We start from the raw sequence: 23,329 nt of genomic DNA on the forward strand, positions 1-23,329 counted from the left end.
CACAGTATTTCCACAGTTAGAATCGTACCGGCGGCGGCGCCAGCACACCGGCAGCCTCCGCCGCCGCCGCCACCCGCAACACCAGATCCTCACGCCATGGCGCCGCGACGATCTGTATGCCCATCGGCAATGTGCCCGACCCCGCGATCGGCGCGGCCAGAACCGGCAAGCCGGCGAAGGACAATGGCTGGGTGAAAACGCCGAGATGGCCCGCGGCCGGAAGTTGCCGCCCGTCCACCTCCATCATGCGTTGGCCGATCGGAAACGCCGGATAAGGCGTGGCGGGCGCGAGGATCACGTCGACGTCGCGGAACAGCGCTTCAAGCTCACTGCAATACCAGCGGCGAAAGCGCTGCGCGCGCACATACCAGGCCGCCGGCACCAGCGTTCCCGACAGGAACAACGGCCTTGTCATCGGATCGAAGCTGTCGGCCCGGGCCTTGAGATCGGCAAGATGCAATTCGCCGCCTTCGCTCGCTGTGATGACCATGGCCGCCGCGCGCGCCAGCGCGGGCTCGGGCAAATTGACACGCCGCACGACGCCGAGAGCGGAAGCGGCCCTTTCCGTCGCGGCGAAGACTTCCGGATGACCGGCGCTGCTGAAGTATCCGGCTGCAAGGGCAACCCTCAAACCATCCATGCCTTGATCGAGCCTTGAGGCGATCGGCTCGATAGGCTGCCCCACACAAACCGGATCGGCTGGATCTGGGCCCTGCAGCGCGTCGTAAACCGCGGCGATGTCACCGACCGAGCGGGCGAACGGACCAACATGATCCAAGCTGGCCGCGAACAGGCGGGTGCCCGCCCGGCTCAACCGGCCATAGGTCGGCTTAAGACCGAACACGCCACACAATGCCGCCGGTACGCGGATGGAGCCGTTGGTATCGGAGCCCAGGCTCATCGGCACCAGACCGGCGGCGACGGCCGCCGCCGAACCGCCGGATGAGCCGCCGGCGATGCGTGACAAATCGTGCGGATTGCGCGTCGGCCCATAATGGCTGTTCTGGGTAGAGAAGCCGAAGGCATATTCGTCCATGTTGAGTGCGCCGACCAAAACCGCGCCGGCGCTTTCAAGGCGCGCCACCAGCGTCGCGTCGCGCGTTGCCGGTGGCAGAGTCGCATCGATGCGCGAGCCGGCGATTGTCGTGATGCCTTCGACGTCGAAAAGATTCTTGACTGCGAAAGACACGCCGGCAAGCGGGCCGGGGTCGCGGCCAGATCGGACCAAGTCATCGATGCGTGCCGCCGCGGCAAGGGCGCGGTCCGCGGTGACTGCGGTAAATGCGTTGATCGAGCTGTCGAGCGTGTGAATTCGATCGAGATTGGCGCGCGTGACCTCCACCGCGATTTGCCGGCCGGCGCGAACAGCTGCGGAAGTTTCGATAACGCTTGCCATGGGCCCGGTTACCGCCGCAATCCGCCGGCCATGAAAACCGGCGACGGCTCGGCATCCGGTGGCAGCGGAAACTCCATCAGCGGCGCCGCAACGCGCGCCAGATTGGCAAACACGCCGACGACGGCCGGCATGTCCTCCGGCGCGATCGAAAGTCCGATCGCGGCCGCTGTTGCAGCCACATAACGTTGCAGATCGATCGGAGGTGTCGACGGGTCGGTCATCTTGCGCTCCATGGTTCCGGCAGATACCGATTACTTTGCCTTGCCGATTACGCCCTCCACGTACCAATCAAAGCTTCCCATTTTGTCGCCGCCCCAGGACTCGCCGTCCTTGATCCGCACCGCGCCGCTGTTGTCGGTGATCGGTCCGGTAAAGGGATTGAATCCACCGCTGATCTTGGCGGCCGAAGCTTCGACAAGCGCTCGCACATCGGGTGGAACCGCAGGCCCGAACGGCGCCACCGCCATCATCCCCTCACCGAGCCCCAACCGAACCATCGCCGGCTTGAACGTACCGGCGATCACGCTTTTTGCAGTCGCCGTCATGAACTGCCCCCAGGTGAATCCGAGGCCCGTGAGCCAGCCCTTCGGCGCCAGCGCCCTGGCTTCGGTCGATTGAAATCCGATCGAGTAGACGCCGCGGCTTTCGGCGGTCTGGATTATGGTCGCCGGCGAATCCACATGCATGGTCACGACGTCGGCGCCCTGATCGATCAGCGCGTTGGCGGCGACGGCTTCCTTGGCCTTGTCCGACCAGCCGCCGGTAACGACGACGCGCGTCACGGCATTCGGGTTGACCGACCGCGCGCCCATTTCGAAGGCGTTGACGTTGCCGAGCGCATAACCGATTGGTACGCCGACCACGAAGCCGAGCGTGTTCGACTTGGTCATCTTGCCGGCCGCGACGCCCATCGGATACCAGGCCGACTGGGTAGCGCCGAAAAAGTTGCCGAAATTCGGCGCCTGCATCCAGCCGCCGGCATGTTCGAACACGACATCGGGATGGGTCTTGGCGAGATTGAACGCGAATTGCTGATGGCCGAAGCTGGTCGCAAAGATCAGCTTGGCGCCTTGCTGGATCATCCCCTCCATGATCCGCTCCGATTCAGCCGTCTCGGGAACGTTCTCCGCCTCGATCAGCTTGAGACCCGGAATGTTTTTCTTCATCTCCTCGAGGCCGTCCTTCATGGCCCTGTTGTAACCGTAGTCATTGACGCTGCCGACATAGATCGCGCCAACCGTGAGCGGTTTGTCCTCGGCCACAGCCGGGCCCATGGCGAACAGGCCTGCGAGAGCCGCGCACGCAATTCCTAAAGCCATCAATCGCTTCATCTTACCCTCCATTTGGCTGCGGCGGCGTTTTGCCGTCACAGCTGCGTTCGACTGCGTGCTACTCCACACCGAAGAAAGTTCGCCCCAACGCCGCCGGCGCGACCGACTGGCGGTTCCATCCCCACACAACGAGGACCAGTAGCGTGAGCAAATACGGCACCATGTTCATCAGGAACGGCGACACGTCGGCGCCGGCCGCCTGAAGCTGCAACTGCAATGCCTCGGCGCTTCCGAACAACAGCGCACCGGCGATTGCCAAAAGCGGATTCCATCGGGCGAAAATAACCAGTGCGATGGCGATGAAGCCGCGCCCGCCCGTCATGCCTTCGGCCCAGGTGCGGGTAACTGCGATCGAAATGTGCGCGCCGGCGATGCCGCCCATAAACCCGGCCAGCGCCAGCGCCTGGTACTGCGCGGACGCCGGCCGGTAGCCGGCGGCAAACGCGGAGGCCGGATTTTCACCTACCGCGCGCAATACCAGACCCCAGCGGGTCCGGAACAGGAGCCACCAGATCAAACCTGCGGTCGGCGCCGCGAGATAGACCAGGATGTCGTAACTCAATAGCCGCGCGGCGGCGCCGTTGGCGGCGAGACCGTACCAATGCAGCCGCGGCAATCCGCCGATCAGCGCGCCGACGAAGGGACGGCCGATCAACGCACTCAGGCCAAGTCCGAAAAACATCAGGCAGAGGCCGGTGGCAAGTTGATTGGCCCGGCGCTCGATAACCAGATAGGCAAAAATCAGATTGACCGCGGCGCCTGCGAACGCGGCGGCGATCAATCCGATATAGGGATTGCCGGTCAGCGCGGTCAGCGCGAAGCCGGTGGCGGCGCCGATCAACATGATGCCTTCAAGTCCGAGATTGACAATACCGGCGCGCTCGCCGACCAGTTCGCCAAGCGTTGCATAGAGCAGCGACGTGCCCGACAGGATCGAACTGGCAACAACGCCGGCAAGAACGGTGTTCATCGCACCAGGCTCCCCGCCGGCCGCCGTCCGAGTACGACGAATAGAATGGTTGCCATCAGCACGTTGACGACCGCGAACGGGAGACCTTGGGTGATCTGAAGAATGTCGCCGACCGAGCTGATGAAGGCGAACAGAAACGCCATCAGCACGATGCCACCGGCGCTGGTGCCGGCAAGCCATGCGACAAGGAAGCCAATAAAGCCGTAGCCGGGCGATAGCTCAGACACCAGCCGTCCTTGGATCGCGCTCACTTCGACCATCCCGGCGAGGCCGGCAACGCCGCCGGCAGCGAACATCACCACGAGGATGTAGCCGAACACCGGGAGGCCAAGCTGCCGTGCGGCTTCCGGATTGCCCCCGATCGCCCGCATTTCCAGGCCCCAGCGCGTGCGCGTCATCAATAACCAGTAAAGCACCAGGCAAACCAGCGCGTAGATCAATCCGGCATTGATGCGCGTATGCAGAAAGCTCGGCAGCCGTGCCGCATCGGCAAAAGCAGGCGACTGCGGATAGGAAGAACTCTGCGGATCACGCCATGGCCCGAAGATGAAGAAGCTGACAATCATTGGTGCGATGTAGTTGAGCAGTAATGTCGAGATGGTTTCGTTGACAAGACGCAACGCTCGCAGCGCGCCCGCGATTAGCGCCCATAGTCCGCCGCCAACAAAGCCGAGCAGGGTCAAGACCGGCAGCAAGATGAACGCGGGCTGATCGGAGAGCGCGAGCGCGCCGGCAGTGGCGAGCAACGCCCCCATATAGAGCTGGCCCTCGCCACCCACATTGATCAGGCCCATCCGGCTCGGCAACGCTGCCGCGAGCGCGGTAAGCAGCAACGGGATCATGCGCACCAGCAGTTCGGAAAATCCGTAGGCGTTGCCGAAAACGTAAAGGATCGTATCGAGGTAGGCCTTGATCGGATTCATGCCGGCCGCTGCCAGCAGCGCGGCAAAGGCGCCGAATGCGATCAGCGCGATCAACGCAAAGCGCGAGGCGGCCGCGAGCGCCGTTTCCAGGCAAAGCGCGGCGCTACGCTGCATCGGAATGCCTCCCCGCGCCCACCATCGGCGGGCCCACCGTCTCGGAGCGGAAATCCGCCGGGTCGAACTCGCCTGCGATGGCGCCGCGATAGAGCACCAGCAGCCGGTCACTCATGGCGAACAACTCGTCAAGATCCTCCGACATCAGCAGCACCGCGGCGCCGTCGGCCCTCGCACCAGTAAGCAGCGCGCGCACCGTCATGGTGCTACGCGCGTCCAGTCCGCGTGTCGGGTAGAGCGCGACGATCAGTTTCGGGTCGTGCGCCAATTCGCGCGCCAGCACCACCCGCTGCAGATTTCCTCCGGACAGCGTCGCCGCACGGGCCTCGAAATGGGGGCGCGGAAAGCCGAGCTTGGCAAAACTGCGAGCCATGTCGCCGTCGAGCTTCTGCCAATCCAATGCAAGGCCGGCGCGATAGCGCCCGCCAGTGCCGAGCGCGAGATTTTCTCTCACCGTCAATTGCGGCACGCAGGCAAGCGCAAACGGATCGTCCGGAATGGAGGCAACGCCCTTCTCGCGAACCGTCGCGGTGGACCAGCGTGAGGCGTCCTCGCCCCACAACAGCTTGGTTCCGGTTCGCGGCTGGCGTAAGCCGAGAATGAGTTCTCCGAGTTCACGCTGGCCGTTACCGGAGACGCCGGCGATGCCGACGATTTCGCCGGGACGGATGTTGATCGACAGATCGCGCAGCGCCGTGCCGCCGGCGCCCGCCAATGTCGAGACACCCTTAAGTGCCAGCACGGCAGCGCCGCCGTGTTGGGCAGAGATGCCGGCCGGCCGCGGCGGCGCCGCAAGCGCGCCCTCGAACATCAGTTCGAGCAAGCCTTCCTGCGAGGCAGTGGCGCGATCGACGATGTCGACAACGCGGCCTTGCCGCATCACCGCGATGCGGTCGGCGCAGTCGAGTACCTCACGCAGTTTGTGCGTGATCAAAACAATGCCAAAACCCTCCGCGCGCAGTTCCGCGATGGTTCGGAACAGGCCGTCGCATTCCTGCGGAGCCAGCACCTTTGTCGGCTCGTCCAGGATCAGGACGCGGGCGCCGGCAAGCACCTGTTTGAGGATCTCCACTTTCTGCTGCTCGCCGACCGCGAGCTCGCGCACCGGTTGCCGCGGATCGGCGGCAATCTGAAACCGCTTGGAATATGACCGCATGCGGGCGAGCAGATCGCCGCGCCGCATGATGGCGGGCAGATCGTTCTGGAACAGCGCGACGTTTTCGAACACGCTCAAGGCCGGAATCAGCGTGAAATTCTGGAATACCATGCCGATGCCCAGAGCACGGGCATCGCGCGGCGAGGAAATCTCCTTGCGCAGGCCCCGGACGCGGATTTCGCCGGCGTCGGCCGCGTAATAGCCATAGAGTATTTTGGCTAGCGTGCTCTTGCCGGCCCCATTTTCTCCCAGCAGGGCAATCACCTCACCCGGCCGAACGTCGAAGAAAGTGATGTCGTTGGCCAAGAGACTGCCGAACCGCTTGACGATCCCGTGAGCCTCGAGGAGCGGCGGTCCGCCGGTATTGGGGGTGCCGGCGCCCAGCGGACCCGCTTCTGTATGGCTGCTGGCTGGCATGTATTTTGCTCGATAATTCCGGCGATGGTCGTAATGCTTGCGGGGAATGGTGCGGGACGCGCCCCATCCGGGACTTCGGCAATGGTGCCGTAACAAGCGACCTTGGGGAAATGACAAAGCGATATGCACGCCATATCAGAACGGAATTTGAGTTCGGTTGACCTGAATTTGCTGGTGGCTTTCGACTCGCTGATGGCGGAACGAAACGTCACGCGCGCGGCCGAACGCAATGGCCTGACCCAGCCGGCGGTGAGCAAGGCGCTAAACCGCCTGCGCTATTTGTTCGACGACCCGTTGTTCGTGCGGCGCGACCGTGCCATGGAACCTACCGCGCGCGCACTCGAACTGGCCGGACCTATACACGGCGCGCTGGCCGCCATTTCGCGAACCCTGACATTGCCGACGGCCTTCGATCCGGCCACGGTCAGCGCCATCGTAAAGATCGCCACGATCGACCTCTATCACATGAACCTGTTGCCGGCGCTGGTGCGGCACCTGCGCCGATACGCACCCGGCGTCGACATGCAGGTGCGGGCCAGTGACTGCTCGTCCCTGCGCGGACAACTTGCCGGCGGCGAGATCGATCTCGCTTTTGCGCCGCTCGGAAACAGAACCGGCGACCTGACCGGCGAGCCCTTGTGGAGCGACCAGTTGGTCACGCTGGTAGGACCGAACAACCCGTTGCCGGATTCCATGAGCCTTGAGGCTTACGCCGCGGCCGAGCATCTGGTCGACGCCGGACACGTGCAGGTATCGCCCGACGGTGTCGGCACCAGTGTGGTCGATGCTATCCTGAGCGCGCGCGGATTGCGGCGGCGGATCGTGCTAGTGCTGCCCAGTTCGGCCGGCGTTCCGTTTGTGGTCGCGGAAACCGACCTGATCGCCACCTTGCCCAGCCGAATCGTGAAGGGTCTATGCCCGGTGCCGAATATCCGGATATTGAATCCGCCGTTGCCGGGCGTCGAAGTAAGCCCGCAAATGTTCTGGCATCGCCGCACCGACACAGACCCGCTGCAGATATGGTTGCGCGCCGCCATTCGCGATATTGCCGCCGGCAATTCGAACGCTTGAAGTCGGTTCTGGCCAGAGTCCCGAAATTTGGATTTGCATCGACTGTTCGCAGCATGGTGAGAAGCGCCGCCGCGCGTCTCGAATCATATGGCCGTGGACACGCGGCCATGATCGGACCGAACCGGAATACGCTGTGGTTATTCTCGCGACCCGCGCGGCCGGAAATTCTCGACCAGCCGCAGCAGCACCCGCGCGCCGGCATCGGCGTCGGCCAGTTCGACATGCTCGTCCGGGTGATGGCTGATGCCGCCGCGGCAGCGCACGAAGATCATGCCGACATCGGCGATGTCGATCATCGCCATGCCGTCATGGCCTGCCCCGCTCGGCAGTTCGAACACGCGAAAACCCTCACCGGCGATGGCGTCGGCCACCTGGCTTTTGAGCCACGGCGCGCAGGGCACGGTGCGGTTTTCGTGGGTGACGTCGACCTGCAGCGACAATTTTCGTCGCTTCGCAATCGCTTCGATCTGGCGGACGATGTCGGCAACCGCGAGCTTGCGGTGCGCATCGGAGGCGGCGCGGATATCGACGGTGAAGGAGACCTGCCCGGGAATGACATTGGTCGCACCGGGCGATGCGTGGATATAGCCGACGGTGCCGACCAGGCCGCCTTCGTCGGTCTTGCAAAACTCCTCGATCGCGACGATGCATTCGGCGGCGCCCGCCAGCGCATCGCGCCGATGCGCCATCGGCACCGTGCCGGCATGGCCGGCCATGCCGACGAGGCTCGCCGCGAGCCGGGTCGCGCCCGATATCGCGGAGACGACCCCCACCGAAAGATTTTGCGCTTCCAATACCGGTCCCTGCTCGATGTGGAGTTCGATATAGGCCAGTAGTTCGCTGCGCGCCCTTGCCGCCGCGCCGATATGGTCGGGGTCGAGACCGAATTTCAAAAGCGCTTCCCGCATCGAGATTCCGGCCTCGTCCTTTACGCCAAGCGCGCTCTCGACAAAGGTGCCCGCGACCGCGCGGCTGCCTAACAAGGTCGAGGCAAACCGCACCCCCTCCTCGTCGGCGAAACCGGTCACTTCGATCGCGAACGGCAGGCGGCGCGCTCTCTTGTGCAAATCGGCGACGCAGGAAATCGCGGTGATCAAACCGAGCGGGCCGTCCCATTTGCCGGCATCGCGGACAGTGTCGTAATGCGAGCCCAGCATCAGGCAGGGCAGCCCCGGACGTTCGCCTTCGTAGCGGCCGCAGACATTTCCGATCGCATCGAGATGCGCGTTATGCATTCCGGCCGCGCGCATCCAGGACAGAATGAGGTCGGCCGCCGCGCGATGCTCCTTGGTCAGGAAAATGCGTGCGAGATGCTCCGGCGTTTCGGAGATCGCGGCCAGTTCGTTGATCCGGCCGACGATTTCCTCGCCGAGCGAAGCGTTTGGGTGCCCGGCGCCTGCCGCATTCATTTCACTCATGCTGTTCCAATGACGAAAGCCGCGCCGGTGGCGAGACGTGCCGCAGGGACGATCGATACAAATTCGGTGCCAGCGCGCAAACGCGAATTCCGGAGGTGCCGAACCATCCGACTGGTACCAGCCCTGCGCCGGCAAATCATCGGATTAGACGCTTGGCTGCATCGCGCCAGGGCCAAACGGTGATAAGGATTGCTTAACTCCCTTGCATACAATTGAAAAATATAGCCTAAATTTTGATCCCGCCAACGCCTGCATAAGTTTTGCACCAAAATCTGCATCGCAATATATATCATATATTTCAAATATTTAAGATACATCTGCCTAGTAAAAAGGCTCTGGCATGAAGATTGCGACAAGGGGGTTCGGGCTCAGCCGGATGGCGAAGCCGCGAAATCAGCGGCGGTCCGGCCGCCAAAGGAGCAAGCACATGGATTTTGGCAGGATATCACGACGACATCTCTTGCAAGGCGGCGCGGCACTCACGCTTGGCACGGCCTTGGGTGCCCGGTCCGCGCTCGCGGCCGATACCACGATCGGCTTCATCTATGTCGGATCGCGCGACGACTATGGCTACAACCAGGCCCACGCCGCGGGCGCGGCGGCACTGAAGAAGCTGCCCGGCCTGAAAGTGGTCGAGGAAGAAAAGGTGCCTGAGACCGACGCGGTCGAAAAGACCATGGAGTCGATGATCAATCTCGACGGCGCGTCGCTGCTGTTCCCGACCTCGTTCGGTTACTACAACCCGCACATGATCAAGACGGCGAACAAGTTTCCGAAGCTCCGCTTCGAGCATTGCGGCGGCTTGTGGACCGACAAGGACCCGAAGAACGCCGGCAGCTATTTCGGCTATATCGACGAGGCGCAATATATTTCCGGCATCGTCGCCGGTTACTCGACCAAGAGCGGCAAGCTCGGCTTCGTTGCCGCCAAACCGATCCCGCAGGTCTTGCGCAACATCAACGCGTTCACGCTTGGCGCAAAACTTGCAAATCTCAAAGCTACGACGCAAGTGATCTTCACCGGTGACTGGTCGATGCCCGTCAAGGAAGCCGAAGCAACAAACAGTCTGATCGATCAGGGCGTCGACGTCCTGACCTGCCATGTCGACGGACCGAAGACCATGGTCGAGAACGCAGCGCGCCGCGGCGCGATGGTTTGCGGCTATCACGTCAACCAGTCGCCGCTCGCGCCAAAGGCCTATCTGACCGGCGCCGAGTGGAACTGGGAAGCGCTCTATCCGAAATTCGTCAAGATGATCGCGAGCGGCGAATCCATCCCGAACTTCTACCGCGGCGGCCTGAAGGAAGAGATCGTCAAGGTTTCGCCCTATGGCGAAGCCGTGTCGGCGGAAGCGCGCAAGCACGCCGACGACATCAAGGCAAAACTCACGGCCGGCACCTACACCATCTTCAAGGGCCCGATCATGGACAACAAGGGCAAGACCGTGATTTCAGCCGGAACCGACCGGAGCCAGAAGGACGCTGAGCTGGAAAAGATGGACTATCTGGTCGAGGGCGTCATCGGAGCGACTTCGTGACAGCAGAAGTTGCAGATCCCGTCGAAGCTGCCGAGATTTCTCCGGCCGCAGATGCGGGATTCCTGCAACGCTATGGCGGGACCATCGAATACATCCTCATTCCGGGTGCGGCGCTGGTCGGCGCGCTCGGGGTGTTCGGGATTTTTGTCGCTTTGTTCGGCAAGAGCCCGCTCGATCTTTATTTCTATATGTACCAGGGCGCGTTCGGCACCTGGTTTTCCTGGCAGAACACGCTGACGCGTGCAGCGCCGTTGATCCTGACCGCGCTCTGCACGGCGCTGCCGGCGCAGCTCGGCATGGTCATCATCGGCGGCGAAGGCGCGCTATTGATCGGCGCGCTCGCGGCCACCAGCGCGGCGCTGGTGATGCAATCGGCCCCGCCTTTGGTGGTACAACTGGCAATGGCTGCCGCCGGCATGATCGGCGGCGGACTCTGGATCATGCTCTCCGGCGGCCTTCGTCAATATCGCGGCGTCAACGAGACAATCTCCAGTCTGCTGCTCGTCTACATCGCGCTTGCGATCCTCAACCATCTGGTCGAGGGCGCGATGCGCGACCCTACCAGCCTGAACAAGCCGTCGACGCATGAGATCGGCGCCGCCAACATGATCGGATCGATCCCCGGCACCGACGTGCATTGGGGACTGCTGTTCGGCATTGTGGCTGCGATCGCCTCCTACATTCTGATCTATCACACCGTGTTCGGCTTCGCCGCCCGCGTTGCCGGCGGCAACATCCGAGCCGCCAAGATCGTGGGCCTCGGCGTCGGCAAACTGATCATGACGATCTGTTTTCTCGCTGGTGCCTCGGCCGGCCTTGCGGGAATGGTCGAAGTCGCGGCGGTGCAGGGCCGCACCAACGCCAACCTTGCCGCCGGCTACGGTTTTACCGGAATTCTCGTTGCCTTCCTGGCGCGGCAGAATCCGCTTGCGATCATCCCGGTTGCGATCCTGCTCGGCGGCATCAGCGCCAGCGGCGGCCTGTTGCAGCGCCGGCTCGGCCTGCCCGATGCCTCGGTGCAGGTGCTGCAGGGGATCATTTTTGTCTTTGTTCTCGCAAGCGACGCAGTTTACGGGCGCATTGGATTCCTGAAGGGGAAATTCTGACATGGCGGACGGCACGATCGGGCTCTGGACGGTCCCCCTCGCGGTTTTCGGCGGCGCCATCCGCGTCTCGACGCCGTTTCTGTTCGTCAGCCTTGGCGAATGCATCACCGAACGTTCGGGGCGCATCAATCTCGGTCTCGAAGGCACGCTGGTGATGGGCGCGATGAGCGCCTATGGCATCTCCTATCTCACCGGCTCGCCCTGGCTTGGCGTGCTCGCCGCCGGCGTGACCGGTTCCCTGCTCGGCGCGCTGCATGCCGGCATTTGCTCGCTGCCGCGCGTCAATGACATCGCGGTCGGCATCGCGCTGATGCTGTTCGGCACGGGGCTAGCATTCTATCTCGGCAAACCCCTGATCGAACCGACCGCGCCGCGGCTTCCCGCGATCGATTTCGGCTGGTGGAGCGATATCGCGCAGGTGCGCGCCGCGCTGCGCATCAACGTGCTGTTCCTGATCGGCGTCGCGCTGGCACCCATTCTGTACTGGGCATTCCGGACCACGCGCTGGGGCCTGTTGATCCGCACCGCCGGCGAGAGCTCGGACGCAGCGCGCGCGATGGGATATTCGGTGCTTGGGATCCGCCTCAAGGCCACCATGGTCGGCGGCTTCCTCGCCGGCATCGGCGGTTCGTTCCTGTCGCTGTTCTATCCCGGCAGCTGGAACGAGGGCCTCTCTTCCGGCCAGGGCATCACGGCAGTGGCGCTCGTCATATTCGCGCGTTGGGATCCGATGCTGTGTCTGTGGGCCTCGCTCGCCTTCGGCGGTGCCGCGGCGCTGGGACCGGCGCTGCAGTCGGTCGGCGTGACCTCGGGCTATCATCTGTTCAACGCCGCGCCCTACATTCTGACGCTGGCGATCATGATCATCACCTGCTCGCCGAAGCGGACCCTCACCGGCGCCCCGGCCGAACTTTCGATCACAAGATGACCGACACCGACACACGAGGCTCTGACATGCCCGAGCGCTTCATAAAGTCCGAACCCTATGCGTGGCCCTATAATGGCGATCTGCGCCCCGAAAACACCGCGCTGATCATCATCGACATGCAGACCGACTTCTGCGGCGTCGGCGGCTATGTCGACAAGATGGGCTACGACCTGTCGTTGACCCGCGCCCCGATCGAGCCGATCAAGCGGCTGCTCGGCGTGATGCGGGCGCAGGGTTTTCATATCATCCACACCCGCGAAGGCCATCGCCCTGATCTGACCGACCTTCCCGCCAACAAGCGCTGGCGCTCGCGCCAGATCGGCGCCGGGATCGGCGATCCCGGCCCCTGCGGCCGCGTGCTGGTTCGCGGCGAAGCCGGCTGGGAGATCATTCCCGACCTGGCGCCGCTGCCGGGCGAGCCGATCATCGACAAGCCCGGCAAGGGATCGTTCTGCGCCACTGATCTCGAACTGATGCTGCGGCTGCGCGGCATCGAGAACATCGTGCTCACCGGCATCACCACCGACGTGTGCGTTCACACCACCATGCGGGAGGCCAACGACCGCGGCTTCGAATGCGTCCTGGTCGAGGACTGCTGCGCCGCCACCGACAAGAGCAATCACGACCACGCGCTGAAGATGATCAAGATGCAGGGCGGCGTGTTCGGCGCGGTCGCGACCTCCGCCGCCCTGATCGGGGCCCTGTCGTGATCATCGGCGAAACGCCGCTGCCGGACGGCCCACTTGGCGTCGATGCCGTCGCCATGACCATGCGGTTCGGCGAATTTGTCGCGCTCGACAATGTCGAACTGAAAGTGCGTCCCGGCTCGTTCCATGCATTGCTCGGTGAAAACGGCGCCGGAAAGAGCACATTGGTCAAATGCATCATGGGCTATTATCACGCGACCGAGGGCGACGTGCTGGTCGGCGGCCGCGAACAGACCATCGCCAATCCGAAGGCGGCCCATGTGCTCGGGCTTGGCATGGTGTATCAGCATTTTACCCTGGTGCCGGCGATGACGGTCGCCGAGAATTTGGTGCTGGCGCGGAACGATGTCCCAGCGGTGGTCAACTGGGCCAAGGAGAAGAAGGAGCTGGAGGCGTTTCTGGCGCGGATGCCGTTCAAGGTGCCGCTCGACGCCAGGGTTTCGGACATTTCCGCCGGCGAGCGGCAGAAATGCGAGATCCTCAAGCAGCTTTATCTGAAACGCCGGTTTCTCATTCTCGACGAGCCGACCTCGGTGCTGACGCCCGGCGAAGCCGACGAAGTGCTGGGGATGCTGCGCGCCATGGTGGTCGGCGGCGACCTGACGATCTTGATGATCACCCACAAATTCCGCGAGGTGATGGCGTTCGCCGACGAGGTGACGATCCTTCGCCGCGGCAAGCTCGCAGGAAGCGGCAAAGTCAGCGATCTCACGCCGGACAGCATGGCCCGCATGATGATCGGCGCCGAGGAATTGACCATTCAGCCGGCCCGGGTCGGGCAAGTCGGCGAGGCACGGCTGGAGCTGGAAAAACTCAATGCGCTCGACGACGCCGGCGCGGTCGCGGTGCATGACGTTTCGCTTTCTGTGCGCGGCGGCGAGATCGTCGGCATCGCCGGTGTCTCCGGCAACGGCCAGCGCCAGCTCGTCGAGGTGCTGGCCGGCCAGCGCGAGGCCGAAAGCGGCGAAATCAGGGTAATTGGCGATGTCTATCACGCAAGCCGTGAGGAAATGCGCCGGCACAAGATGTCGCTATTGCCGGAGGAGCCCCTGAAAAATGCCTGCGTCGGCGGCATGAGCGTCGCCGACAATATCGCGTTCCGCGAATTCGATCGCGCGCCGTTCGCAAGCGGCGGCTGGTGGCTCAACCGCTCAGCCTTTCGCGACGATGCGGAGAAGAAGATCGCGCAATACAAGATCAAGACCCGCACGCCGGACACCCCGATCTCGGCACTATCCGGCGGCAATGTCCAGCGCACGGTGCTGGCGCGCGAGCTCGGCGGCGATGTCGAAGTGCTGATCGCCGCCAATCCCTGCTTTGGTCTCGACTTTGCCGCCGTGGCGCAAATCCATGCCGAGATCATGGCGGCTCGAAACCGCGGCGCCGCGGTGCTCCTGGTCAGCGAAGACCTCGACGAATTGCTGGAACTGTCCGACCGGCTGGTGGTGATGTTCCACGGCCAATTGGTTTATGAAACCCGCGCCAGCGAGGCTGACCTCACCGAAATCGGCCGGCACATGGCGGGGCACTAGGACCGATCCAGCTTGGATGGGTTGAGCCGACGGGTCGCATGAATGCGCTCCCGCTAACAAACTCCGCGAAACCCGTCGGCAGCTTCAACGAAAGTGATGGGTTTCGCATTCGCTCAACCCGTCCTACAGTTCATCATCAGCGCAGCGAGGGGCGACCATGAACAGCATTTCGAACATGAGTACGTCCGAACGTGACGAGCATTTTCTGCGCCGGTCGTTCGAGGTCGCGCGCCGCGCCATGACCCACGGCAATCATCCCTTCGGCGCCATCCTGGTCGATCAAACAGGTCACGTGCTGATCGAGGCCGAGAACGGCTACATGCCTTCGCATGACGGCACCGCGCATGCCGAGCGCCTGCTGGCGACGCTGGCCTGCACGACGTTGAGCCCGGAAGTGCTTGCGAAAGCCACGCTCTATTCGTCCGCCGAACCCTGCGCGATGTGCGCGGGCGCGATCTACTGGGCGGGAATTGGCCGGCTGGTCTATGGCCTGAGCGAACATCGATTGCGCGGCGTCACCGGCAATCACCCGGAAAATCCGACGCTCGACCTGCCCTGCCGCGAAGTTTTCAAGAGCGGCCAGCGCCCGACCGAGGTTGAGGGCCCGTTGCTGGAGGACGAGGCGGAAGCGCTGCACGAAGGCGTCTGGAAGAAATAGCGCGTTTCAAAATCGCCGAAACGGAAATGGCGCCGCGAGTTCATCGCGGCGCCATTCGTTTCACCTGGAGAAGGATCAGGCGGTTAGAACTTCAGAGTGATACCGGCATAGAGCGAGGATTCGGTACAGGTGTGGGTGCTGGCACCGTTCGCCGCAAGCGTACAGACGCCGGGCGTCGCATTGTGGTCGAGGCCGAACTTGTTCTGCCAGTAGCGATAGGCGACCCAGAGGTCAACGAAGTGGCTATATTTCGCGCCCCATGCAGCCTTACTGGCGTCAAACGTCAAGCGGATCGGTTCGGAGTTGAACTCGGTCTTGGAGGCGGTAGAGAACCGGCCCGGGCCCGAAAGGAAGGGAAGGCTGTTCGAGTCACCCTTCGGTCCATACCAGGCGGCACGGCCGCTGATCGAGAAGAACTGCATGGTCTCGGGGAAGAAGCCGAGATCCATGTAGTAGTTGGTTTCGACCGCCCACGTCGCATTGAACTTGGTATTGCCGTCCGCATTGCAGGTCAGTCCGGGAATGTTGGGCCCGGGGAACAGATTGCACTGGCTGAATGCGTTGTGGTTGGCGAACTCCCAGTACACCAAGGGAGCAACGTTGAAGTAGCCCTTGTAGGGAAGATCAAAGGCGAATTGCAGACCGCCGACGACGTCGCGCTTGGCCGCACCAAAGAACCTGTTTTCGGCGTTGGCGTCCATGCCGACTTCGAACGAGACGTTATGCAACGGCCCGACGCTGAAGGCCTTGGTGTTGAAGATCTCGTTCCAGCCGAATGTCGAGCGGAACAGGCCATAGATTTCCGATGCGCCGGCGCAGTTCGCGGGATTTCCGGTGATGGTGAACCCGGGCGCGGCGCAGGATGAAGCCGGATCGTTATGGTCCGACTTGAACAGCGAAATGGTGAAGAAATTGGTGCCGTATGCCCACGCGTCGAAGTGGGTGAACGAATAGACCTGCTTTGCGGTCTTGCTGTTCACCGTGCCGTTCGGGTTGACCGTGAACATGCCGGGTTGGGCGGCAGTGAAGATGTACGAGAAACTCACCCGGTCATCGATCACGAAGAAAAACGGAAGTTCAGGGACCGGCTTTGCCTTGGCCTTGACCGGCAAATCTGCGGCGCTGGCGAAGCCAGCTGGTGCGAGCATGGCAAGTGACAGCGCCGCTGCTGCAAATGCTCCGTGACGATAAGACATTCTGAGTACCCCCAAGTTTACGATCGAATGGTCAAGGCCCAGTTGCAGCAACCGAATGGATCAAGGCCCGCTGCGGTGACACTTGCGCCGTTCGTTAAGCCTGAGAAGCCTCAAGTTTCTCCAAGGCATGCCGCATGTTTCATCACGAACGGGTGATCCATCGGCAGCTTCCGCGTCTTGCGCGCCGATCACCGCATTGCAATCCGCCGCCACGGGCGAACGGAAGGGTTTACGAAAATGTCCATTTCGATTGGCTTTTCGCCAAGTTACGGCACTGCACAAACACAACCACAGCGCTCACGAATTGACGCCAACCACTCCTGTACACGATCGAACGATCCTGCCTATATTGATGGCAGGCCTGATAGGGCCGTTCCGATTTGTCGCGACCGTCACAATTATGCAACACGGAATCGCCCGTCCCGGTCGGGGATCAGGCCGAAATCGGTCGCGGTGCGGCTAAGGCACGTCAAAGGCTAAGAGAATCACCGGGCCGCGGCCTGCCGAAGAGTTGGGCAAACGCTGGCGCTTTTTCCCTACTTACGCCGACGTCCAAACTAGCCCAGTATTGAGGCACTCCATCCCTCGCACGCGTGACAACGAATGTTAGATCCGACACCAACCGGCCTGCGTTCCGGGGAACCGCCGCTGCTCCAGACCATCGGGCTAACCAAGCGCTACGGCGATTTTCTCGCAAACGACGCGATCGACATCGAAATCTGGCCGCGGCAGATCCATGCGCTTCTCGGCGAGAACGGCGCCGGAAAATCAACCCTGGTCAAAACCATCTACGGGTTGATTCAGCCGAGCGAGGGCGAAATGCGCTGGCTCGGCGAGAAGATGGTGCTGTCCGGCCCCTCAGAGGCGCGCGCGCGCGGCATCGGCATGGTGTTCCAGCATTTTTCGCTGTTCGACAATCTCACTGTCGCCGAGAATGTGGCGCTCGGACTCGACGGCAAGGAATCCTTCAAGGACATGTCGGCGCGGCTTGAGGAAGTGTCCAATGTTTACGGGCTTCCGCTCGACCCCAAACGCGAGGTGTGGCAGCTCTCGGTCGGCGAGCGCCAGCGCATCGAGATCGTCCGGGCCTTGATGCAAGATCCCAAATTCCTGATCCTCGACGAACCGACCGCGGTATTGACCCCGCAGGAAGCCGATCAACTGTTCATCGTGCTGGACCGCCTGAAGGCCGAGGGCCGCGCGATCCTCTATATCAGCCACAAGCTGGAAGAGGTGAAGCGGCTGTGCGACACCGCCACAATCCTGCGCGGCGGCAAGAAGGTTGCAACCTGCAACCCGCAAGCGGAAACCGCAGCCTCGCTGGCGCGCATGATGGTCGGCGCCGACATCAAGGAAGTCAAAGCCGCCGCGGGCCGGCATGTCACGGTGCCGCGCCTCGTCGTCAACGATCTCTGCCTCGAGCCCGACGATCCTCACGGCGTACGGCTCGCGCATATTTCGCTCGAGCTGAAGGGTGGTGAAATCTTGGGCATCGCCGGCGTTGCCGGTAACGGTCAGGACGAGCTGTTCGCTGCACTCTCGGGCGAGCGGCTGTCGCCGGATCCGGGCACGGTAGTGATCGACGGCCAAGCGGCCGGACATCTCTCGATCACGCAGCGACGCAAGCTTGGCGCGGCGTTCGTGCCCGAAGAGCGCTTGGGCCACGGCACCGCGCCGCGCATGAAACTTTCCGAAAACGCGCTTTTGACCGGCCACGCCGCCAGCGGCATGGTCAATCATGGTTTCATCAACACCGCCGCGACGTTAAAGGCGGTCGATCGCACCACCGAGACATTCGATGTGCGCAAAGCCAAGCGCGACCCCGAAGCGGCAAGCCTGTCCGGCGGCAATTTGCAAAAGTTCATCGTCGGTCGCGAAATATTGCGTAACCCCGCCGTGCTGGTGGTCAGCCAGCCGACCTGGGGCGTGGACGCCGGCGCGGCGGCCGTGATCCGTCAGGCGCTGCTCGATCTTGCCGCCGCCGGCGCTGCCGTGCTGGTGACAAGCCAGGATCTGGATGAACTCGCCGAGATCGCCGACCGTATTGCGGTGATGTTCCACGGCCACCTCTCGGCGCCGATGGCGACTGCGGACGCTAGCCGCGAGAAGCTCGGCCTGCTGATGGGCGGAAGCAGCCTGGAGCAAAAGGAAACGGCTCATGCGGTTAGTGCTTGAGAAGCGGGCCGAGCGATCCAACACGATTGCGCTGGTATCGCCACTGATCGCGATCGGCTTGACGATCGTGACCATGAGCATCCTGTTCGCCATTCTCGGCAAGAACCCGATACTAGCGCTTTGGGTCTACTTCATCGATCCCTTGACCGACAGCTATTCGCTGCAGGAACTCGCGGTCAAAGCAACGCCGCTCGTGATGATCGCGATCGGCCTGTCGCTGTGCTATCTCGCCAACGTCTGGAACATCGGTGCGGAAGGTCAGTTCCTGATCGGCGCCGTTGCGGGTAGCTGGCTCGCGGTGAAAACGCAGGGCACCGAGGCCGGACATTGGGTGATGCCGGCGATGCTTTTGCTCGGAGCTGCGGCGGGCGCGCTCTATGCCCTGATACCGGCGATCTGCAAGGTGAAGTTCGGCGCCAGCGAAATCCTCACCAGCCTGATGCTGGTCTATGTGGCTGACCTGTTCCTCGATTATCTCGTCCGCGGTCCGTGGCGCGATCCGGCCGGCTTCAATTTCCCGACCACCGCCGAGTTCGATCCGGTCGCAACCGTGCCGCTCCTGATCCAAGGCGGCCGGCTGCATCTTGGCGCCGTCATCGCGCTTGTCGTCGTCGCCGCGGCCACCGTGCTGCTTGGGCGCACCATCAAAGGTTTTGAAATTCGGGTGGTCGGTGCCGCCCCCCGCGCGGCGCGTTTCGGCGGCTTCAATTCCGACCAGCTGATCCTGCTGACATTCGCCATCTCCGGGGCGCTGGCCGGACTTGCCGGAATCATCGAGGTCGCAGGTCCGGTCGGGCATCTGCAGCCGGGCATTTCACCCGGCTACGGTTTCACCGCGATCATCGTCGCGTTTCTCGGCCGGCTGAACCCAATTGGAATATTAATTGCAGGTCTTTTCCTCGCACTTACCTTCATCGGCGGCGAGCAGGCCCAGATCGCAATGAAAATCCCGTTGGACGTCACCAAGGTATTTCAGGGCATTCTGCTGTTCTACGTGCTCGCCTGCGACAGTCTCATTCTCTACCGCTTCCGGCTCATTTTCCCGTCACGACAGGTGCACAGTGGAACTGGTTGAGGCGATCATCCTTTCGGTGCTGGCGGCATCGACGCCGCTGCTGATCGCGGCGACCGGCGAACTCGTGACCGAACGCGCCGGCGTGCTCAACCTCGGCGTCGAAGGCATGATGATCGTCGGCGCGGCTTGCGGGTTCGGCGGAGCCTTGCTGTCGGGCTCGATCATTATTGGCGCGATCTGCGGCATTGTCGCGGGCACCCTATTGTCTCTGATCTTCGCGATGATGGCGCTCGGGCTAGCGGTCAATCAGGTTGCTACCGGTCTCGCGCTGACTATTCTCGGCATTGGATTGTCCGGCCTGATCGGCGCCGGCTTCGTCGGCGAGAGAATAACGCCGGCACCGCATCTCTACATCCCCGGCCTGACCGACATTCCGCTGGTCGGACGCATCTTGTTCGGCGAGGACGCCTTTATCTATTTGTCGCTGGCGCTGGTGATTGGCGTCTGGCTGTTTCTCTACAAGACGCGGACAGGCCTGGTGCTGCGGGCGGTCGGTGACAATCACGTTTCCGCGCACGCGCTCGGATATCCGGTGCTCAAGATCAGGATGTACGCCGTGATGTTCGGCGGCGCCTGCGCCGGCCTTGCGGGGGCTTATCTGCCGCTCGCCTATACGCCGTTCTTCATTCCGGGCATGACCGCCGGCCGCGGCTGGATCGCGCTCGCCCTGACCGTGTTCGCGTCCTGGCTGCCGGGCCGCCTCGTGATCGGCGCCTATCTGTTCGGCGCGGTGACGATTCTGCAGCTTCATGCCCAGGGCGCCGGTATTGGCGTGCCCTCGCAATTCATGTCGTCGCTGCCTTATCTGGCAACCGTCATCGTTCTGGTGCTGCTGTCGCGCGCCCGCACCGGCGGCTCGACCGCGCCGGCCGCACTGGGCACCGTGTTCGTGCCTGACCGCTGATTTAGTATTCCGGGCGTGCGCGATGGGGCGCCGCGTCCGGAACTGATGTTCCCCCCGACTGTTTGGAGATTTGACGATGAGGAAAAAACTTTTTGCCGCGGCCTCCGCGTTTCTGCTGGCCGGCGCTATCAGCAGCGGCGCCTCGGCCGCCGACAAGTTGAAGGTCGGGTTCATCTATCTCGGCCCGGTCGGCGACCTCGGCTGGACCTATCAGCACGACCTCGCCCGCCAGGCTCTGGCCAAGGAACTCGGCGACAAGATCGAGACGACCTTTCTGGAGAACGTGCCGGAAGGGCCCGACGCCGAGCGTGCCGTCGAGCAGCTCGTCCGCGCCGGCAACAAGCTGATCTTCACGACGTCGTTCGGTTACATGGACCCGACGCTGAAGGTGGCGAAGAAATACCCGAATGTGCATTTCGAGCACTGCTCGGGCTACAAGCGTGACGCCAACATGGCGACCTATTCGGCGCGCTGGTATCAGGGCCGTTACATCCAAGGCCAGATCGCAGCCAAGATGTCGAAGGCCGGCGTGCTCGGCTATATTGGTTCGTTCCCGATTCCGGAGGTCGTCTCGGGCATCAACGCCACGATGATCGGCGCGCAGACGGTCAATCCCAACATCAAGGTCAAGATCATCTGGGCCAACTCCTGGTTCGACCCCGGCAAGGAAGCCGACGCTGCGAAAGCGCTGCTCGATCAGGGCGCCGACGTGATCATGCAGCACACCGACTCACCGGCGGCGATGCAGGTCGCGAGCGAACGCGGCAAGCTGGCGTTCGGCCAGGATTCCGAAATGATAAAGTTCGGACCCAAGGCGCAGCTTACCTCGATCCTCGACACCTGGGCGCCCTATTACATCGCTCGCGTCAAGGCAGAGCTCGACGGCAGCTGGAAGTCCGAGGATACCTGGGGCGGGCTCGAGACCAAGATGTTCGCGATGGCGCCTTACACCAACATGCCTGACGACGTGAAGAAGATGGCGATGGATACCGAGGCCGCCCTCACCGCCGGCAAGCTGCAACCGTTCAAATGTCCTGTCGTCGCCCAGGACGGCACCACGGTCGAATGCAAGGGCGGCGACCATCTCGCCGACCCTCAGGTGCTCGGCATGAACTTCTACGTCAAAGGCATCGACGACAAGATTCCCGGCAAGTAAGGCCGGGCACTCCCGAGACTACCGGGTCCGGGCGGCAACGCCCGGACCCTTTTTCTTTCGCGCCGATAGCTGAGCGTTTTCACCCCACTTGCATCGTGTGCGCGGCGGCGCAGTGGCGCCGGATCAGGTCTGAAACGTCGAGCCCGGGAATGGCGCCGTCGGTGACCGCCCAGTGGCCGCCAACCATCACCCGGTCGGCGCGATAGGCGCCGCACAGCACGAGCGCCGCCAGGGGATCGCCGTGGCCGGAGAAACGCAATTCGTCGAGCTTGAACAACGCCAGATCGGCGGCCTTGCCGACCGCGATCTCGCCAAGTTCGGGACGGCCGACGCAGGCCGCCGATCCCTTCGTTGCCCAGCGCAGCGCGTCCTTGTGGCTGACGCGGGTGACGCCGTAGCGGGCACGCTGCAGCAGGAACGCCGCGCGCACCTCCTGCATCAGGTTGGATTTGTCGTTCGAGGCCGAGCCGTCGACGCCGAGGCCGATCGCGACCCCCGCCTCTTCCATGTCGCAGACCGGACAGCAACCGGACGCCAGAAGCTGATTGCTGCAGGCGCAATGGCTGATCGTGGTCTTGGCCTTACCCAAGCGCTTCATCTCGGCGGCATTGAAATGAATGCCATGGGCGAGCCAGGTCCGCGCGTTGAGCCAGCCGCTTTCCTCGAGATAATCCAGCGGCCGGCAGCCATGCATCTGCTCGCAGAATTTGTTCTCGTCCTCGGTCTCCGCCAGATGCGTATGCATGCGGACATCGAGCTTTTCCGCAAGCGCCGCGGTGGCGCGCATCAACGAGGTCGTCACCGAAAACGGCGAGCACGGCGCCAGCGCGATCTGCACCATGGCGTCTTCGCCGCGCTGATGATGCTTTGCCACCAAGCGCTCGCTGTCCGCGAGGATAGTATCTTCGTCCTGCACCACGCTGTCCGGCGGCAGGCCGCCGTCGCGCTGCGAGCGGTTCATCGAGCCGCGGGTCAACAGCACGCGGACGCCGAGCCGTTTTGCCACCGCAACTTCGATATCGATGGCGTCCTCAAGCCCCGCGGGAAACACGTAATGATGATCGGTCGTGGTGGTGCAGCCGGACAGCAGCAATTCCGACATCGCCACGGTGACGCCAAGTTCGAGCGCCTCCGGGGTCAGCCGCGCCCATACCGGATAGAGCGCCTCAAGCCACGGGAACAATTCCCGGTCAAGCGCCGCCGGCAGCGCCCGGGTCAAGGTCTGGTAGAAATGGTGATGGGTGTTGATCAGCCCCGGCAGCACCACATGGTCGCCGGCCTCGAAGAACGCCGCCGATGTCCTGGGCTGGCCGCCCTTCGGCACCAGCTCGACGATCCTGCCGTTTTGGACAACGACGCCCCGCTCCGCGCCATCGGCGAGGATGGCCAACGGATCCTTGATCCAGATCGCCCGATTTGGGTCCATCATGTTACTTTCTCCAGGGGACCGGAATTGCGAAACTAAAGCCACCCTGCAATTCAAGGACCAGCCCGATCCATGCGAGAGTTGGCGCCGGTCTTGCAAGAATTCTTAAACGGAGATGCATCTCTTTGAAAGC

General features: G+C 62.9%; 20 protein-coding genes. 11 read left to right on the forward strand and 9 right to left on the reverse strand.

Annotation, left to right across the window (positions count from 1 at the left end; genetic code table 11):
• Positions 1-16: 16 nt before the first annotated feature.
• Genes B5526_RS07935 through B5526_RS07960 form a run of 6 tightly spaced genes read right to left on the reverse strand, consistent with a single transcriptional unit; the run spans position 17 to position 6,307 of the window.
• The gene (locus tag B5526_RS07935; RefSeq protein ID WP_079537705.1) at positions 17-1,396 is read right to left on the reverse strand and encodes an AtzE family amidohydrolase; all 1,380 of its coding nucleotides are present in this window, start codon (positions 1,394-1,396) and stop codon (positions 17-19) included.
• Positions 1,397-1,404: 8 nt separating this feature from the next.
• Complete coding sequence (locus B5526_RS07940; protein WP_154071196.1) at positions 1,405-1,617, reverse strand: DUF4089 domain-containing protein; 213 nt, start codon at positions 1,615-1,617, stop codon at positions 1,405-1,407.
• A gap of 30 nt (positions 1,618-1,647) precedes the next feature.
• On the reverse strand, positions 1,648-2,727 hold the full coding sequence (locus tag B5526_RS07945) for a BMP family ABC transporter substrate-binding protein (RefSeq protein WP_172841997.1): 1,080 nt from the start codon (positions 2,725-2,727) through the stop codon (positions 1,648-1,650).
• A 58-nt stretch (positions 2,728-2,785) separates the two neighbouring features.
• Positions 2,786-3,697, reverse strand: a complete 912-nt coding sequence (locus tag B5526_RS07950; RefSeq protein WP_079537708.1) for an ABC transporter permease — start codon at positions 3,695-3,697, stop codon at positions 2,786-2,788.
• Positions 3,694-4,734, reverse strand: coding sequence for an ABC transporter permease (locus B5526_RS07955; protein ID WP_079537709.1), 1,041 nt, complete (start codon positions 4,732-4,734; stop codon positions 3,694-3,696). The genes B5526_RS07950 and B5526_RS07955 overlap by 4 nt, the downstream gene beginning before the upstream one ends.
• A complete protein-coding gene (locus tag B5526_RS07960) occupies positions 4,724-6,307 on the reverse strand; it encodes an ABC transporter ATP-binding protein (RefSeq protein WP_079537710.1) in 1,584 nt (527 codons plus the stop codon). The genes B5526_RS07955 and B5526_RS07960 overlap by 11 nt, the downstream gene beginning before the upstream one ends.
• A 147-nt stretch (positions 6,308-6,454) precedes the next feature.
• Between B5526_RS07960 and B5526_RS07965 the strand changes: the two genes are divergently transcribed.
• Positions 6,455-7,378, forward strand: coding sequence for a LysR family transcriptional regulator (locus tag B5526_RS07965; RefSeq protein WP_172841998.1), 924 nt, complete (start codon positions 6,455-6,457; stop codon positions 7,376-7,378).
• Positions 7,379-7,515: 137 nt separating this feature from the next.
• On the opposite strand, the gene B5526_RS07970 is transcribed toward B5526_RS07965, so the two are convergent.
• On the reverse strand, positions 7,516-8,796 hold the full coding sequence (locus tag B5526_RS07970) for an allantoate amidohydrolase (RefSeq protein WP_154071197.1): 1,281 nt from the start codon (positions 8,794-8,796) through the stop codon (positions 7,516-7,518).
• A gap of 427 nt (positions 8,797-9,223) precedes the next feature.
• On the opposite strand from B5526_RS07970, the gene B5526_RS07975 reads away from it, so the two are divergent.
• The 6 genes from B5526_RS07975 to B5526_RS08000 all read left to right on the forward strand — a co-directional run bounded on the left by B5526_RS07975 (position 9,224) and on the right by B5526_RS08000 (position 15,264).
• On the forward strand, positions 9,224-10,333 hold the full coding sequence (locus tag B5526_RS07975; protein ID WP_079544792.1) for a BMP family ABC transporter substrate-binding protein: 1,110 nt from the start codon (positions 9,224-9,226) through the stop codon (positions 10,331-10,333).
• Positions 10,330-11,439 (forward strand): ABC transporter permease, encoded by a 1,110-nt coding sequence (locus B5526_RS07980; RefSeq protein WP_079537713.1) that lies wholly within the window; start codon positions 10,330-10,332, stop codon positions 11,437-11,439. Before B5526_RS07975 ends, B5526_RS07980 begins: the two co-directional genes overlap by 4 nt.
• Position 11,440: 1 nt before the next feature.
• Positions 11,441-12,367 (forward strand): ABC transporter permease, encoded by a 927-nt coding sequence (locus B5526_RS07985; RefSeq protein WP_079537714.1) that lies wholly within the window; start codon positions 11,441-11,443, stop codon positions 12,365-12,367.
• A gap of 26 nt (positions 12,368-12,393) precedes the next feature.
• Complete coding sequence (gene biuH / locus B5526_RS38635) at positions 12,394-13,077, forward strand: biuret amidohydrolase (protein WP_079544793.1); 684 nt, start codon at positions 12,394-12,396, stop codon at positions 13,075-13,077.
• Positions 13,074-14,606, forward strand: a complete 1,533-nt coding sequence (locus B5526_RS07995; RefSeq protein WP_079537715.1) for an ABC transporter ATP-binding protein — start codon at positions 13,074-13,076, stop codon at positions 14,604-14,606. The genes biuH and B5526_RS07995 overlap by 4 nt, the downstream gene beginning before the upstream one ends.
• A 157-nt stretch (positions 14,607-14,763) precedes the next feature.
• A complete protein-coding gene (locus B5526_RS08000) occupies positions 14,764-15,264 on the forward strand; it encodes a nucleoside deaminase (protein WP_433994620.1) in 501 nt (166 codons plus the stop codon).
• Positions 15,265-15,347: 83 nt separating this feature from the next.
• On the opposite strand, the gene B5526_RS08005 is transcribed toward B5526_RS08000, so the two are convergent.
• Positions 15,348-16,460, reverse strand: coding sequence for a hypothetical protein (locus tag B5526_RS08005; RefSeq protein WP_079537717.1), 1,113 nt, complete (start codon positions 16,458-16,460; stop codon positions 15,348-15,350).
• Positions 16,461-17,063: 603 nt separating this feature from the next.
• Between B5526_RS08005 and B5526_RS08010 the strand changes: the two genes are divergently transcribed.
• The 4 genes from B5526_RS08010 to B5526_RS08025 all read left to right on the forward strand — a co-directional run bounded on the left by B5526_RS08010 (position 17,064) and on the right by B5526_RS08025 (position 21,770).
• Positions 17,064-18,635 (forward strand): ABC transporter ATP-binding protein, encoded by a 1,572-nt coding sequence (locus B5526_RS08010; protein ID WP_079537718.1) that lies wholly within the window; start codon positions 17,064-17,066, stop codon positions 18,633-18,635.
• A complete protein-coding gene (locus B5526_RS08015; RefSeq protein WP_079537719.1) occupies positions 18,619-19,710 on the forward strand; it encodes an ABC transporter permease in 1,092 nt (363 codons plus the stop codon). The genes B5526_RS08010 and B5526_RS08015 overlap by 17 nt, the downstream gene beginning before the upstream one ends.
• A complete protein-coding gene (locus tag B5526_RS08020; protein ID WP_079537720.1) occupies positions 19,697-20,614 on the forward strand; it encodes an ABC transporter permease in 918 nt (305 codons plus the stop codon). Before B5526_RS08015 ends, B5526_RS08020 begins: the two co-directional genes overlap by 14 nt.
• Before the next feature lie 76 nt (positions 20,615-20,690).
• Positions 20,691-21,770 carry a BMP family ABC transporter substrate-binding protein gene (locus B5526_RS08025; RefSeq protein ID WP_079537721.1) on the forward strand — a complete coding sequence of 360 codons (1,080 nt, stop codon included), beginning with the start codon at positions 20,691-20,693 and terminating at the stop codon, positions 21,768-21,770.
• A gap of 79 nt (positions 21,771-21,849) precedes the next feature.
• Here B5526_RS08025 and B5526_RS08030 read toward each other — a convergent pair whose 3' ends face one another.
• Complete coding sequence (locus B5526_RS08030) at positions 21,850-23,196, reverse strand: 8-oxoguanine deaminase (protein WP_079544794.1); 1,347 nt, start codon at positions 23,194-23,196, stop codon at positions 21,850-21,852.
• Between the last annotated feature and the right edge of the window lie 133 nt (positions 23,197-23,329).

Source organism: Bradyrhizobium lablabi (assembly GCF_900141755.1).
Lineage (GTDB): Bacteria > Pseudomonadota > Alphaproteobacteria > Rhizobiales > Xanthobacteraceae > Bradyrhizobium > Bradyrhizobium lablabi_A.

Excerpts from the sequence above, each read along its gene's own strand:
- B5526_RS07935 (WP_079537705.1), bottom strand. The coding sequence starts at position 1,396 with ATGGCAAGCGTTATCGAAACTTCCGCAGCTGTTCGCGCCGGCCGGCAA.
- B5526_RS07940 (WP_154071196.1), bottom strand. The coding sequence starts at position 1,617 with ATGACCGACCCGTCGACACCTCCGATCGATCTGCAACGTTATGTGGCT.
- B5526_RS07945 (WP_172841997.1), bottom strand. The coding sequence starts at position 2,727 with ATGAAGCGATTGATGGCTTTAGGAATTGCGTGCGCGGCTCTCGCAGGC.
- B5526_RS07950 (WP_079537708.1), bottom strand. The coding sequence starts at position 3,697 with ATGAACACCGTTCTTGCCGGCGTTGTTGCCAGTTCGATCCTGTCGGGC.
- B5526_RS07955 (WP_079537709.1), bottom strand. The coding sequence starts at position 4,734 with ATGCAGCGTAGCGCCGCGCTTTGCCTGGAAACGGCGCTCGCGGCCGCC.
- B5526_RS07960 (WP_079537710.1), bottom strand. The coding sequence starts at position 6,307 with ATGCCAGCCAGCAGCCATACAGAAGCGGGTCCGCTGGGCGCCGGCACC.
- B5526_RS07970 (WP_154071197.1), bottom strand. The coding sequence starts at position 8,796 with ATGAGTGAAATGAATGCGGCAGGCGCCGGGCACCCAAACGCTTCGCTC.
- B5526_RS07975 (WP_079544792.1), top strand. The coding sequence starts at position 9,224 with ATGGATTTTGGCAGGATATCACGACGACATCTCTTGCAAGGCGGCGCG.
- B5526_RS07985 (WP_079537714.1), top strand. The coding sequence starts at position 11,441 with ATGGCGGACGGCACGATCGGGCTCTGGACGGTCCCCCTCGCGGTTTTC.
- biuH (WP_079544793.1), top strand. The coding sequence starts at position 12,394 with ATGCCCGAGCGCTTCATAAAGTCCGAACCCTATGCGTGGCCCTATAAT.
- B5526_RS08000 (WP_433994620.1), top strand. The coding sequence starts at position 14,764 with ATGAACAGCATTTCGAACATGAGTACGTCCGAACGTGACGAGCATTTT.
- B5526_RS08005 (WP_079537717.1), bottom strand. The coding sequence starts at position 16,460 with ATGTCTTATCGTCACGGAGCATTTGCAGCAGCGGCGCTGTCACTTGCC.
- B5526_RS08010 (WP_079537718.1), top strand. The coding sequence starts at position 17,064 with ATGTTAGATCCGACACCAACCGGCCTGCGTTCCGGGGAACCGCCGCTG.
- B5526_RS08015 (WP_079537719.1), top strand. The coding sequence starts at position 18,619 with ATGCGGTTAGTGCTTGAGAAGCGGGCCGAGCGATCCAACACGATTGCG.
- B5526_RS08025 (WP_079537721.1), top strand. The coding sequence starts at position 20,691 with ATGAGGAAAAAACTTTTTGCCGCGGCCTCCGCGTTTCTGCTGGCCGGC.
- B5526_RS08030 (WP_079544794.1), bottom strand. The coding sequence starts at position 23,196 with ATGGACCCAAATCGGGCGATCTGGATCAAGGATCCGTTGGCCATCCTC.